Below are 13,518 nucleotides of genomic sequence, written 5' to 3' on the forward strand. Positions count from 1 at the left end.
AACCTCCTTAATTGTCAATTAAACCCTGAGCGAAGGCCAGCTCATTTTGCTCCTTAATCCAATCCAGCGCTTTTTCAATGGAAGATGTCTTTTGGCGGGATAGAAAAAGGGCATTGCCGCTGGGATTCTCCTGGGTCCTCCCCACCCGTCCAGCCATTTGGACCAAGGCTCTCTCGTCAAAGACCCCATGATCCGCCTCCAGAACCATGATTTGGGCATCAGGCAGGGTGACCCCCCGTTCCAGAATCGAAGTGCAGACAAAAATACGGAATTTTCCCTCCCGCAGTGCCGCGATTTTTTCAGCGCGGCTGGGATCGGCACTGTAACTTCCCGAGATTGACCATTGGGGGAACTCCTTCTTCAGGATTTCGACCCAAGGGTTGACCCAGGATATCTTGGGCACAAAGAGGAGCACCGGGCCCCATAGGGCTAGTTCCTTCAGCCACTGAAAAACCTTTTCTCCCTGCTCTCCAGAGCATCCGTGCTCAGGTGCCATACTTCCCCCAATCTTGCGCCACTGTGGAACCGGAACTGCCTTGCCATGGTGGCGTGCCGTCAGACGGATCAGTTTCATCCTGCCTGCTTTAACCTTCTCTAAACTTTCCTGTGAGGGAGTAGCCGTCAGATAGACTGTCTTACCTCCCGTTCTCAATGCCCGCTCCATTCCCCAAGCCAGGGCGGTGCTGCCATAATAGGGAAAGGCGTCCATTTCGTCAAGGAAGATTAAATCAAAGGCCTGGGAAAAACGCAGAATCTGGTGCGTGGTAGCCAGAACAAAGGGGGCCGGTGTAAAACGCTCCTGACTTGTTCCGGTGAGAACACTCAGCGTTAAGCCTGGAAAATCTTGTTGAAGGCGAGGGGCTACATCCAAAACCACATCTTGACGAGGTGCCGCGAATAATACCTTTTTCCCTTGTTCAAGGGCCCATGCTGCTGCCGGAAAACAGACCTCGGTCTTCCCCGCTCCACAAGCAGCCCAGAGCAGGGTTTCATTCTTAGAATTTGCTTCTTGAATAACACCCCTTTCGCCGGCACCTTCTTTTACAAAGGCCAACACCTGCTGGGCAGCAATCTTTTGAGCAGGACTAAGCTCCCAACGGGGTGAAAATACCCATGCAATGTTCCCACAGTCGGAAAAAGAGGAATAGCCCAGGTGGTCTGCCTTTGTAGAGGAGGAAACCATAGTTTGAGAGGCCCCCCCGCTTCGGTAAAGCTCATGGAGTGAACTTACTGCTCCCAAGGCGGTACAAGCCGGGCAAGTAGCAACCGGCCCATAGATGCTTATCCACTCTTCGACCTTAGTCTCCCCGCAGCGCTCACATCTCCAGCCTTTTCCTTCTCTTGCCACGGCCGGAATCCATTGGGCATCCCCTTTCCGGGCCTGCTCATGGCAGAGGTTCAAAATTTCCGGATAAGATAAGCTGCATTCCTGCCCCAGCCGCTGCAAGTCAGCCTTGGCTAATAATCTTCCCTCAGTTCTGGCCAGGAAATCCCCAACCCTTTCCTTATCTGTTATACTCCTCAGATTATCCTTCAGCCCATTCTGCCAAGAGGCCTCCGGAGAGTTCCCCTTCTCCCACCGCCAATTTTGATCCCTTAGTCCCGGATAGCCTTTCAAGGTTCTAAGAATTGCCCTTTTAACCCAAGCCCCATCCCGCTTCTTATCCTCTGCTTTTTCTCTTGAATAGCCTCCCCATAAGGGCCATATTCCGGCTCTTCTTGCTCCTTTCCTTTGCTCGTCAATCTCTCCCAGCAGGGATTGGGCAAAGCTCAAAGGGAGCCCGGGCCGCAAGACCTCAGCCTCCTCAGCCAAGTGCTTATCATCTATTAAGGGGGAAAGTGTCATTTCCCCTGAATCGGCAACAAAAAAGTAAAACATAAAAAACCCTCTCTTTGCATCCCATAAGAAGGGTTTTATTGATCGATAAATATAGTATTCTTTTCCGAACTGTCTATTCCCTGCTTATTTTAATAATTCATCCAAGGATTACCACTATGTTTCTTTCTTTTTCTGGGTATTCTATAAAACGTTCCAGTTAAAAAGTTGTCTATTATAAGGAGGAGTGTAAATTGTTGAAGAAGTTCGCGGTAAGTTTATTGACCCTCGCCTTCCTTACCTTTGGCGCCGGAGCAGCTTTTGGGGCAACCACTACGGCACCGGATCCTGCCAAGCTGGCAGAAATCAAAGCTCTCCATCAACAAATGGTCGAGCTTAAGGTGCAAATGATCGATAAGAAAGTGGAAGCCGGAATCCTGGAGAAGGAAAAGGCTGAAAAGATCAAAGATGCGATTAAAGAACGGCAAAAGAAAGTAGAAGAGGACCTGGCCAACGGCAAGGTCGATTTTGGGAAAAAGCATCATAAAGATCGCGACAACAAACCCAAGGGCGATTCAAAAGAAACACCCGACGCAAAATCTTCATCGAGCCTGCGCCTTACCCAATGACCCTTCTTAACTGGAACCCTGATCCCCCAACTGCGGTTGGGGGATTCTTTGTTGAATGGACCATGTAAATCCGGAGAAGGATTGATTCAAGCATTTAATGTAGAGGAGCTCTTCCTCAGTATACTCATCCTGCTCCCCCCACAGCTCAATCTCACAATGGACGGGCAACCCCATTTTCCGCTCCATCTCCCCAAGAAAGCGTTTTAAGGAAAAAGCAAATTGCTCCTGCCGGTAGATAGATTCTTGATTAGTAAATTTAACGGTGATTTGGGAGCGATAAGACTTTCTCTTCCAATCGGTGATTTTATGGCCGATTCCTTCCGGAACCGTCCACTCCCAATAATCCGTGATAATCCATAACAAAGCCACAATTACCCCTAGTCCGGTAAGCTGTACACCCATCATACTCCCCCCTAACCTAAACTATGCAAGAGTTTAGGTTAGGGCAATTTGTCTTTTCAGAAATGATGGCCCGCTCACTCGCTATAGGTAATGTAATGTTTATGCTATACTGGACTCAGCGGCATTCCTTAATCCTCTAATTTAGGACCGACAGCAAACTTTAAGGTGCCCTCGGCAGCTAAATTTCCCCCTACATAGGCTTTTCCTTGTGCCACACCAAGCCCCCGCTTGAGTTTTAATAACTCAACTTCCAGCCGAAGCTGGTCGCCGGGGATCACCTGCCGGCGGAACCGTACGTCTTCCAGCCCGGCAAAAAGGGCAATATGTCCTGCGTATTCCGGCATTTTCAAAAGGATCACAGCCCCTACCTGGGCCAGAGCTTCCATAATCAGCACACCGGGCATGACTGGATAGCCGGGAAAATGCCCCTGGAAGAAAGGCTCGTTGCCGGAAACATTCTTCAAGCCCACCCCCCGTTTGCCATCTTCCAACTCCAGAATCCTATCCACCAGCAAAAAGGGGTAGCGGTGGGGTATTATTTTTTGAATCTCTTGACTTTCTAACATAAAAAGACCTCCTGATTTTTAATTTTTTTATCAACATTTTATACGCTTCGTTTTTTGCCAAAACCACTATTTTGATACCTAGTCACAATTTACTTATACTTTAGTATAACCGAGTTTCGGGAAGAAGGGAAGAAGCCCCGTGCCAACCCATAAAATTTTACAATTAATCGGCGGCGGCGAAATCGGCGGCGCCGAACAGCATGTCCTGACCTTGCTGCAAGGGATCGATAAGGCTGCCTTTTCCGTAACCTCAGGCTGCTTAATTGATGGACCTTTTGCCCGCTCCACTGAAGAGAAAGGCATTCCTACCTTGCGTTTTCCCATGAAGCACGCTCTGGATTTATTCCCTTTGCCAAAACTTATGGCCGATATACGTCAGGAAAAGTTCTCTCTCATCCATACCCACGGCTCCCGGGCCAATCTTTTGGGGAGACTGGCCGGAAGTTGCTTGAAACTACCTGTGGTCAGTACGGTCCACAGTTCCCTAAAGCAGGATTATCTTTCACCTGCGGCAGCCTGCTTAGCCCTGGCCTTAGATCGGCTGACCCTGCCCTTAACCTCCGGAATTATCACTGTTTCCGAAGCCTTGGCTGAAGAAGTGGCCCACCGTGGCGGGCAAAGGATTCGCACCATCTATAATGGCATCCCTCCCCTGCCTCAGCTGGCCACCAGTGAGCAGCGGGCGGAGTTGCGGGAAAGCTTCCGCCGGACATGGGGAATACCCAAGGATGCCCTGGTTCTCGGTACTATCGCCCGGCTGCATCCCACCAAAGGGCTTCACACACTTTTGGAAGCTGCTCATATCTTACGCCCCCAGTTTCCTCATCTCCATATTCTGATCATTGGAGACGGACCTTTGCATAGGGAGCTTGACGAACAGGCTGAAGCTTGGGGGCTGCCCCACACTTTTACAGGATATCTCCCTGACGCCTATCAAGCCCTCCCCGCTATGGATATTTTTATTCTCCCTTCCGTAAGCGAAGGCATGGGCCTTGTTCTTCTTGAGGCCATGCAAGCTCATCTGCCTCTTGTCGCCACTGCTGTAGGAGGGATACCGGAACTGATTCGCCCTTCTCTGGATGGCCTTTTGATTCCTCCGGGACAACCGGCGGAACTTGCCGGGTCCTGCCGCACCCTTCTCCAGAGCCCTGATCTCGCCCAATCTTACATAGACTCCGGCGCTCAGCGCTGGCAGGACTTCAGCGTTCAGGAAATGCTCAGACAAACTGAGAACTTTTATAAAGAAATATTAAAAGGAAGCTGACAGCACAAAGCTCTCCCGGGGAGAAGTTCCGATGGAACCCTCTGCCTCAGGAGAGCTTCATATTTAAGTACGTTGACTATAGTTCATTCTCAAGAAGTTCCCAAAACTCCATTTATTCTGGGAGCTATTTCGAGAGTCCCCTTCAGTTTTGCGATTGCTGTTTTGTTTAGTATCCTGATTATCTTTCTTACCGGCCTTTTCTGCTGGTTCATCCTGCTTTGGGCTTTGCTTCTGATCAGAGTCGGGAGCCCCTTTTTTCTGCCCGCGCTTTTCTTTGTCGGTATTTTGATCATTATTGCGGCCGCTGTTCCCTTGATTATCAGACCTATTGTCTTCGCCTTTTTCCAGGTCATCCCCTTTGTCGGTTCCCTTCCCTTTCGTGCCGGAACCGTAATCCCTATCTTTGTCCTTATCTTTACTCCTATCTTTATTGCTGTTCTTGTTGCTGTCCTTATTGTTATCTTTATTGGTGCTCCTATTGCTGTCCTGGGAAGGCTTTGGAGTGCTTATGCCGTTTCTGGGCTGTTCCTTGGTATTTTTTTGATTATTTTTCTCTCTGTCCAGGTTGTACCACTTACTTTTGGCGTAGCCTTCCTTTTTATCCTTGCCCTCACCCTGATTGGTTTTATTACTCATGGCTTCAATGATGAGCTTATCTTTACGCATCTGCTCCTGAATTTCCGGAGTTTCCAATAAACGGGTTCGCTCTTCCTTCGCTTTTAAATCCTTAGGCTCTACCTTAATACCTGCCTTCTGAGCGGTATCCGCTAAAGCGTACTCTCCTAAGGTGAGCCCCGTCTCTTGGGCTTGCTTTTTTTGCTCAGAGGTCAACTCATAGACCGCTACGGTAGATTTAAGCCCTTGCTCATGCACAGCCTGTTGAACCTGTTTGGTTATGGCTTCAGTATTAATCACACTGACTTTAGCAGGGGGCTCCTTTTGGTCCGTTGCCGAAGATGAATATCCTACGACAACCCAGTTTTCTTCTTCGTTCAAATAATTTAAGGCCACCGACTTTTGAATAATTTCATTCAAGGCCTCTCCCCATGACTTTCCTTTAAGGGCTAGTCCGGTGACCAGCTGTTCAGCCTCGGAATTCAGGGATTCCAGCTCCAGAACTTCTCCCTTTTGATCCACGGTAAGCTGAAGGCTGGGGTTAATATCCAGAGAAATCATGGCCACTGCGGTCCTTGGCTGCCAGGCATTCCATCCGAAAATCCCCATCAATGCCAGCAGAACTACCGCAGCGGCACTTGCCCCTATTCGCCAAAAGGTGGCTCTGCTTTGGATCGGCAATTGAATTTCCTCCCCGACCTCCGCATCCCCTTTGTACTTTAAGGTTTGAAAAGCACCATCCCCCGTTAATACGGTAATGGAATTCTTATGTTTCTCTAAGACAACAGCCTTAATTTGGCTCATCCTTCAGCCCTCCTTTCATCCGGGAGTACATATTCCCTTAAGTAGATATAATCATGTTGATTAGCGATCAATAAGGCTACCGCCAGAATATATTTCCGCCCCCGTTCCAGTACTTTGGGGTGAACTTTGGTCTTCAAGGTCAGGGCTTGCATAGGGAGTTTGCCTGTCTTTTCCACTTGCTGCCATAATTCCGGGGACAGCGCCAGGGTTCGGGCCACCCCGAGCAGGGTTTCCCGGCTATCCCGGTGTTTGGGGCACACTTCAGCCAGGACTTGAAAGGATAGCCCATATTTTTTCAGGGCTAAAGAAAATTCCTGAATCTCAGCCGCTCTTTCCTGATTTTGTTGACGTTCACGAAATTCCTTAATTCCTACATGAATATCAACAGCCTGCCCTACCTCATCCTGGTCCATAGGCAAGGCTTCCCGCAAACGCTGCTTTCGGTAATAATCGATGAGCCGACGTTTAATCAGGAGCCGGGCATAGGCTAAAAAAGGCACGCCTCGTTCTTCTTCATAATGTTCAATAGATTCATTAAAGGCGATTAAAGCCTCGGATAATTCTTCATCTCTACCCCATTCTAAGGTGCGGTGACACGTCTGAATGGAAACATGACGAATAAAAGGCTGAGACTCCTGTAAAAAGTCCTCTCTGGCCTGTGGGTCGAGTGTTATCTTCTCCCAGGACCATTTGAATTCCCATTCAGGCATTTTTCAACCTCCTGTTCATTAGTACGCCTAGTGGAGCCGTCTTTAGTCGGTGCGGAAAAATAAAGTGTTAAACTGCCGCTTTCAAGAAATACTATCTTACTTTCCGGGTTCTCTTTTGCTCCTTACCGGAGCATATGACCTTCCAGGCGAAGCGAGGGAGAACCAGTTGACGTTTCAGACGGGAGGGCTGCTTAAACAAACGATAGAGCCACTCCAGACGGATATTGCGAATCCACTGGGGAGCTCTTTTGTTGATTCCGGCCAGCGCATCAAAGCTGCCCCCTACACCAATGCTGACCGTGTTTAAATCAAGGTGGGAAAACATCCAAAACTCCTGACGGGGTGCTCCCAAACCAATCAGAAGAAGATCCGGCTTAAATTCACGGATTTGCTCCAGCAGAGCCGGCTCTTCTTCGCGGCTGAAATAGCCGTGGGCTGCTTGCCACCGGAAACCGGGGTGCTTTTCTGCAGCTTTCTGAGCTGCTTTTTCAGCAACACCGGGCTGGCTGCCCAGAAAAAAGATCCCCCAAGATTGCTCAGCTGCTATGGGGAAAAGAGCTTCAACTAAGTCAATCCCTGTCACCCGCTCAGCCACCGGATGGCCCAGGCGCTTGGCCGCCCAGACCACACCCACCCCATCCGGGGTAACAATCTCAGCCGAATTAATCAGCTGCTTAAGGCGGACGTCCCTTCCCGTGGCATAGATCAACTCCGGGTTAGCTGTAACCACTTGAATAGGCTTTTGAGCCTCTACTGCTTTTTGGATTTTAAGGACGGTTTCCGCCATCGACTCCCGGTCCACTTTTACGCCAAGTATATCTGCTCTCATGGTAAACCTCTCCAAACTAAAACATTCACATTCCTAAAGAAAAAGCCGAGAAATAGCTTCTCCGGTCTGCTCACCGGATAGTGCCCCTTTCCTCGGCTTTAAAGCTTGTCTACACCAGAATTCTATGTATTGTTAAAAAACTGCCTGATATCAGTGACCTAGAAACTTTGATCCAGAACCTTGCCTGTTCCTAAAGCAACACATGAGATAGGATCTTCAGCCAGAGTTACCGGCAGACCGGTCTCCCTGGAAATCCGGGTATCAAACCCGTAGACCAGGGCTCCGCCTCCGGTCATGACGATTCCTTTGCTTAGGATATCAGCAGAAAGCTCAGGCGGAGTCCGTTCCAGTACTTCTTTCACCGCCCCCACGATGGCTTCCACATTTTCTTCCAGAGCAAGATAACACTCTTTGGAGTTGACATTAATGGTTTTGGGGAGACCTGTGACCAAATCCCTTCCCCGCACATCAATTTCAGCATGATCAGGCCGGCCCTCGGGAATAGCTGCACCTACAGCAATCTTTACCTCTTCCGCTGTCCGCTCCCCAATCATCAGGTTATATTCACGCCGAATATGGCGGATGATGGCTTCATCAAATTTATCACCACCGACCCGTAAACTGCGCTTGGTGACGATCCCTTCCAGGGAAAGAACGGCCACATCCGACGTTCCCCCACCGATATCCACGATCATATTGCCTGTAGGTCCGGAGATGTCCAATCCCGCTCCCAAGGCTGCCGCATAGGGCTCTTCAATGACTTTGACCTGTTTAGCTCCGGCTTGGTAAGCGGCTTGCTTTACTGCCCGCTCTTCAACATCGGTAACTCCTGAGGGGATACAGACCACCACCCGGGTCTTAAACAAAGGCCAACGCCGGGCCCCCGCCTTTTCCAAAAAGTATTTAAGCATGATTTCTGTGGTTTGATAATCAGCAATGACACCATCCCGCATCGGACGAACAGCCACAATATTTCCCGGTGTTCTCCCCAGCATCATCCTGGCCTCTTCCCCAACGGCGATCCTTTTGTTCGTGTTTTTATCGATCGCAAGAACCGAAGGCTCATGAAGAATAATTCCTTTTCCTTTGGCGAAGACCAGCACACTGGCCGTTCCTAAATCAATTCCTAAGTCAATACCAAACATTTGTAGTGGTACCCCTTTCTTACTCTTCTGGCTTGTCCATCTTCCTTCATCACTGACTGCCTTGGTTTTCTATTCCCGGTTTTAACCCTCTTTTTGATATATCCCTAAACGAAAAGTACAATCTCCCCTGCGGGAGATTATACATAATATACCACATTCTTTTATTCGATGAAACTATACTAATTCCTTTAATATTTCTCCTCATGATCCAGAAAAACTTGCTTTCTTATAGTTCCCGAACATTTATCTAAATAAACCTGCCTTCAGCTCTCCTGGTATTTTTTCCGAGTGGCTTCACCACCCCGAATATGCCGTTCTGCCTTATTGCTTTCCAGTATTTGCTTAACCTCCATGGCCAGCTTTTCATTGATCAGGGGTAGCCTCTCCGTGACATCCTTATGGACAGTTGATTTACTCACTCCGAAAATATCTGCTGTCTGTCTCACTGTGGCGCTCGATTCCATTATATAATTCCCAATATCGAGTACCCGTTTACGGATATATTCCTGCACCCTGAGCCCTCCTTTTTTGCACCGAAATTTTATACATTTATATGCGCTTAAAATCAAAAAAGACATCCTCAGCGGATGTCTTCGACTGGTAAATGCTGTATAACGCAAAAACAAGATTTTTTTTCAAAAAAATTGTAAATCATTGCCAATTTGGTTTTTGCATCATACACTGTAATATAAAAAGGAGGTGTTTCGCTATGTATGGCTGCGTTGGTAATCCAATTTGTTGCCCACCACAATACTGCGTAAGGGATACTTTTACCCCTAGAATTATCCCCGTTATTCAACCGGTCGTGACGGTTAATCGTCAGAATATCGTTGATGTTCCTCAACCTTTTGTTCAACAGGTAACACGCAACGTTACTGTTGATAGGGGTTTCGCTAATACTGGCAATTTTGGTTTTGGTAATGCCGGTGGATTTGGGAATGCTGGTTTTGGTAATGCAGGTGCTTTCGGCTCTTCTAATCGTCTGTTCATGCGTTAAATCCTGTTCAATCCAGACTATTGATGAAAACCGTTTCTATGCCGTCAGGCTCGAAACGGTTTTCTTTTTTCGCTGTCCTGGGTCTCGGCATGGGGTGAAATTCCAGCAAAAATGCAGAAAGAATGTATGAGAGTTTCCCAATAACGAATACTAAGCCTATATCCAAATGCTCATTGTTTTAAGGAGGTAGTCTCGTGGCAAAGAAAATGAAAACGATGGATGCAAACCAAGCCGCAGCCGAAGCATCCTATGCTTTGACTGAGGTGGCGACCATCTTCCCCATTACACCTTCCTCGCCCATGGCTGAATCAGTGGACGAATGGTCTGCCCACAATCACAGAAATATCTTTGATCAGCCTGTCAAAGTGGTCGAGATGGAATCCGAGGCGGGGGCCGCAGCCGCAGTGCATGGTTCTCTTCAAGCCGGAGCCCTGACCACAACCTATACCGCTTCTCAGGGCCTGCTCCTGATGATCCCGGAAATGTATAAGATGGCCGGAAATCTGGTGCCCGCCGTCTTCCATGTCAGTGCCCGGGGTCTGGCCACTCATGCTCTGTCTATCTTTGGTGACCACTCCGATATTAATGCCTGCCGCCAAACAGGTTTTGCCATGCTTTGTGCCAACGATGTCCAGGAAGCCATGGATATGGCCTACATAGCTCATCTGGCCGCCATTAAATCACGGATTCCTCATCTTCACTTTTTTGATGGCTTCAGAACCTCTCACGAAGTGCAGAAGATCGAAGTTACTCCTTATAAAGACATTGCCCAATTAGTGGATTACGAAAAGATTCAGCAATTCCGGGATAATTCCCTCAACCCTAACCACCCGGTTTTAAGAGGCACGGCTCAAAACCCGGATATTTATTTCCAGGGCCGGGAAGTCTCCAATCCATTCTATGAAGCAGTCCCTGATATTATTGAAGACTATTTCAAAGAATTTAAGAAAATTACCGGACGGGAATATCATCCTTTCCAATACTATGGTGATCCTAATGCTGAGAACATTATTGTGGCTATGGGTTCAGTGTGCACCACCATCGAAGAAACCATCGACTTCCTGGCGCAAAGAGGGGAAAAGCTGGGACTGATCAAAGTTCACCTTTACCGCCCCTTCTGCTCCAAGTATTTCTTCGATGTCCTGCCTAAGTCCGTGAAAAAAATCGCCGTCCTCGATCGCACCAAAGAGCCCGGCTCCACCGGTGAGCCCCTCTACCTGGATATTATCCAAATGTTTAACCATCAAGCAGCCCGCCCGGTGATCGTCGGCGGCCGCTATGGCTTAGGCTCCAAGGATACCACTCCTTCGCAGATCCTGGCTGTCTTTAAAAACCTCAACCAAGCCCAACCCAAAGATCGCTTCACCATCGGGATTATTGATGATGTGAGCCACACCTCCTTGCCCGAAGAAGAGATTATTGACGCTTCCCCGGAAGGAACCATCCGCTGCAAGTTCTGGGGATTGGGCTCGGATGGAACGGTAGGGGCCAACAAGAGCGCCATTAAGATCATCGGGGACAATACGGAGCTGAATGTCCAGGGTTATTTTGAGTATGACAGTAAAAAATCAGGCGGTACCACCATTTCCCATTTACGCTTTGGCAAGCAGCCCATTAAATCCTCCTACCTGGTTTTTGATGCCGACTATATCGCTTGTCACAACAAATCCTTTATTTATAACTATGACATTGTCAAAGGCCTGAAAAAAGGCGGCACCTTTGTCCTGAACTGCTCCTGGACCCCTGAGGAAGTGGAGGATCACCTGCCCGCTTATCTGAAACGCTATCTCGCTAAACATGATATTAAATTCTACCTCATTGATGCCATATCCATCGCCGGCGAGATCGGTCTGGGCGGGCGGATTAACATGGTCATGCAGGCCGCTTTCTTTAAATTGGCCAATGTCATCCCCATCGACGATGCCATTCGTTACTTAAAGGATTCCATCCATAAAGTCTACGGTAAAAAAGGCGCCAAGATTGTGGAAATGAACGAAAAAGCCGTGGACAAGGGAATTGAATCCCTGATCAAGGTCGATGTCCCTCCAGCCTGGGCTGATGTTCCTGATGAAAACATGCCCATCAAAGAGGAGCCTGCTTTCGTCAAAGATATTCAGCGCCCCATGGCCCGCCATGAAGGGGACAACCTGCCCACCAGCGCTTTTGTAGGCAGGGAAGACGGTACTTTCCCCTTAGGCACCACCAAATATGAAAAGCGGGGAATCGCAGTTTATGTGCCTGAATGGCAGATCGATAAATGCATCCAGTGCAATCAATGCGCTTATGTCTGCCCCCACGCCACCATACGCTCTGTTTTGCTGGACGATCAGGAATCAGCCAAAGCCCCGGATACCTTTAAAACCAAGAAACCCATCAACAAAAAACTGGAAGGCTACCATTACCGAATTCAAGTGTCCCCCCTGGATTGTACCGGCTGTGGCAACTGCGCCGATATCTGTCCCGCACCGGGTAAGGCTTTAGTGATGGAGCCTGCCGATCATGAAATCGAAATGGAAGCGGAAAATTGGGAATTCGCCATGACCGTTACTGAAAAGCGGGATCTGCTGGATGTCAAGACCCTCTTCGGCAGCCAGCTTGCGAAGCCCCTTCTGGAATTCAACGGAGCATGCCCCGGCTGCGGTGAGACACCTTATGCCCGCCTCATTACCCAGCTCTATGGAGATCGCATGATTATCGCCAATGCCACAGGGTGTTCCTCCATCTGGGGAGGCAGTGCTCCTTCCGTTCCTTATACCGTCAATGCTGAGGGTAAAGGGCCGGCCTGGATGAATCCCCTCTTCGAAGACAATGCTCAATTCGGTTATGGTATGTATCTTGGCTCCAAGCAAATTCGGGAAAAACTCGCTCAATTGATGAACCAGTTAATCGAAAGCGGGATCGGCGGCGAAATAAAGGAAGCTTGCCAGGACTGGCTGGATAACTTCGCTGAAGGTGAAGGATCCAAAAGAGCCAGTGCACGGGTTCTGGAAGCTCTTAAGAAAGAGAATATTTCCGACAACCCACTTCTCCAGGAAATTATGGCCAAGAAGGATTACTTAATTAAACCCTCCGTCTGGATCTTTGGCGGCGACGGCTTTGCCTACGACATCGGCTACAATGGGGTGGACCATGTCCTGGCCAGCGGTGATGACATTAACCTCTTCGTCTTTGACACAGAGGTCTACTCCAATACAGGAGGCCAATCCTCCAAGGCCACGCCAACGGCAGCCATTGCCAAATTCGCCGCCGGCGGTAAGAGAGTCCGAAAAAAAGATCTGGGCCTGATCTCCACTACCTATGGCTATATCTATGTAGCGCAAATTGCCATGGGGGCCAATATGAATCACACCTTAAAGGCCATTGCCGAAGCTGAAAGCTATAAAGGCCCTTCCATCATCATCGCCTACGCTTCCTGTATCAACCACGGAATCAAGACAGGTATGGGTACCAGTATGGCGCAAATGAAGAAGGCCGTGGATGCCGGTTATTGGCACCTGTGGCGTCATGACCCACGCCTTAAAGAACAGGGAAAGAACCCTTTTGTCCTGGATTCCAAAGAGCCCAAAGGCTCCTTCCAGGACTTCATCCAAGGGGAAATCCGCTATTCATCGCTCAAGACTGTCTTCCCCGAAATTGCCGATGAAATGTTCAAAGCGGCGGAGGAGCATGCTCAGGATAAATACCGGACCCTTAAGCGCATGGCGGAAATGCCGTACTAAACCCGGAGGCAAAATCCAGGGT

General features: G+C 48.9%; 12 protein-coding genes. 4 read left to right on the forward strand and 8 right to left on the reverse strand.

What is annotated here, in order from left to right; genetic code table 11:
* Positions 1-7: 7 nt before the first annotated feature.
* On the reverse strand, positions 8-1,879 hold the full coding sequence (locus tag BUA14_RS08715; protein ID WP_072772254.1) for a helicase-related protein: 1,872 nt from the start codon (positions 1,877-1,879) through the stop codon (positions 8-10).
* A 191-nt stretch (positions 1,880-2,070) separates the two neighbouring features.
* Between BUA14_RS08715 and BUA14_RS08720 the strand changes: the two genes are divergently transcribed.
* Positions 2,071-2,445 carry a DUF2680 domain-containing protein gene (locus BUA14_RS08720; RefSeq protein WP_072772255.1) on the forward strand — a complete coding sequence of 125 codons (375 nt, stop codon included), beginning with the start codon at positions 2,071-2,073 and terminating at the stop codon, positions 2,443-2,445.
* 6 nt (positions 2,446-2,451) lie between these two features.
* Here BUA14_RS08720 and BUA14_RS08725 read toward each other — a convergent pair whose 3' ends face one another.
* Positions 2,452-2,850: a hypothetical protein gene (locus BUA14_RS08725; RefSeq protein ID WP_084078530.1), complete on the reverse strand. Its 399-nt coding sequence runs from the start codon at positions 2,848-2,850 to the stop codon at positions 2,452-2,454.
* A gap of 125 nt (positions 2,851-2,975) precedes the next feature.
* Positions 2,976-3,413: a 3-hydroxyacyl-ACP dehydratase FabZ gene (gene fabZ / locus BUA14_RS08730; RefSeq protein ID WP_072772257.1), complete on the reverse strand. Its 438-nt coding sequence runs from the start codon at positions 3,411-3,413 to the stop codon at positions 2,976-2,978.
* A gap of 139 nt (positions 3,414-3,552) precedes the next feature.
* On the opposite strand from fabZ, the gene BUA14_RS08735 reads away from it, so the two are divergent.
* Entirely contained in the window at positions 3,553-4,677 is a 1,125-nt protein-coding gene (locus BUA14_RS08735) for a glycosyltransferase (RefSeq protein ID WP_072772258.1), read from the forward strand.
* Positions 4,678-4,740: 63 nt separating this feature from the next.
* Here BUA14_RS08735 and BUA14_RS08740 read toward each other — a convergent pair whose 3' ends face one another.
* From BUA14_RS08740 to spoIIID, 5 genes are all read right to left on the reverse strand, one after another.
* The gene (locus BUA14_RS08740; protein ID WP_072772259.1) at positions 4,741-6,096 is read right to left on the reverse strand and encodes an anti-sigma factor domain-containing protein; all 1,356 of its coding nucleotides are present in this window, start codon (positions 6,094-6,096) and stop codon (positions 4,741-4,743) included.
* Positions 6,093-6,806: an RNA polymerase sigma factor SigI gene (gene sigI, locus BUA14_RS08745; RefSeq protein WP_072772260.1), complete on the reverse strand. Its 714-nt coding sequence runs from the start codon at positions 6,804-6,806 to the stop codon at positions 6,093-6,095. The genes BUA14_RS08740 and sigI overlap by 4 nt, the downstream gene beginning before the upstream one ends.
* Before the next feature lie 91 nt (positions 6,807-6,897).
* Positions 6,898-7,635: a WecB/TagA/CpsF family glycosyltransferase gene (locus tag BUA14_RS08750; protein WP_072772261.1), complete on the reverse strand. Its 738-nt coding sequence runs from the start codon at positions 7,633-7,635 to the stop codon at positions 6,898-6,900.
* 158 nt (positions 7,636-7,793) lie between these two features.
* The gene (mreB, locus tag BUA14_RS08755) at positions 7,794-8,780 is read right to left on the reverse strand and encodes a rod shape-determining protein (protein WP_072772262.1); all 987 of its coding nucleotides are present in this window, start codon (positions 8,778-8,780) and stop codon (positions 7,794-7,796) included.
* Between the two features lie 263 nt (positions 8,781-9,043).
* Positions 9,044-9,292 carry a sporulation transcriptional regulator SpoIIID gene (gene spoIIID / locus BUA14_RS08760; RefSeq protein WP_014795808.1) on the reverse strand — a complete coding sequence of 83 codons (249 nt, stop codon included), beginning with the start codon at positions 9,290-9,292 and terminating at the stop codon, positions 9,044-9,046.
* 197 nt (positions 9,293-9,489) lie between these two features.
* Between spoIIID and BUA14_RS08765 the strand changes: the two genes are divergently transcribed.
* A complete protein-coding gene (locus BUA14_RS08765) occupies positions 9,490-9,777 on the forward strand; it encodes a hypothetical protein (protein ID WP_072772263.1) in 288 nt (95 codons plus the stop codon).
* 194 nt (positions 9,778-9,971) lie between these two features.
* Positions 9,972-13,496 (forward strand): pyruvate:ferredoxin (flavodoxin) oxidoreductase, encoded by a 3,525-nt coding sequence (gene nifJ / locus BUA14_RS08770; RefSeq protein WP_072772264.1) that lies wholly within the window; start codon positions 9,972-9,974, stop codon positions 13,494-13,496.
* Positions 13,497-13,518: the final 22 nt, after the last annotated feature.

The sequence above is a fragment of the Desulfitobacterium chlororespirans DSM 11544 genome, assembly GCF_900143285.1.
GTDB lineage: Bacteria > Bacillota > Desulfitobacteriia > Desulfitobacteriales > Desulfitobacteriaceae > Desulfitobacterium > Desulfitobacterium chlororespirans.

Coding starts and splice junctions, on each gene's coding strand:
- BUA14_RS08715 (WP_072772254.1), bottom strand. CDS start 1,879: ATGTTTTACTTTTTTGTTGCCGATTCAGGGGAAATGACACTTTCCCCC.
- BUA14_RS08725 (WP_084078530.1), bottom strand. CDS start 2,850: ATGATGGGTGTACAGCTTACCGGACTAGGGGTAATTGTGGCTTTGTTA.
- fabZ (WP_072772257.1), bottom strand. CDS start 3,413: ATGTTAGAAAGTCAAGAGATTCAAAAAATAATACCCCACCGCTACCCC.
- BUA14_RS08740 (WP_072772259.1), bottom strand. CDS start 6,096: ATGAGCCAAATTAAGGCTGTTGTCTTAGAGAAACATAAGAATTCCATT.
- sigI (WP_072772260.1), bottom strand. CDS start 6,806: ATGCCTGAATGGGAATTCAAATGGTCCTGGGAGAAGATAACACTCGAC.
- BUA14_RS08750 (WP_072772261.1), bottom strand. CDS start 7,635: ATGAGAGCAGATATACTTGGCGTAAAAGTGGACCGGGAGTCGATGGCG.
- mreB (WP_072772262.1), bottom strand. CDS start 8,780: ATGTTTGGTATTGACTTAGGAATTGATTTAGGAACGGCCAGTGTGCTG.
- BUA14_RS08765 (WP_072772263.1), top strand. CDS start 9,490: ATGTATGGCTGCGTTGGTAATCCAATTTGTTGCCCACCACAATACTGC.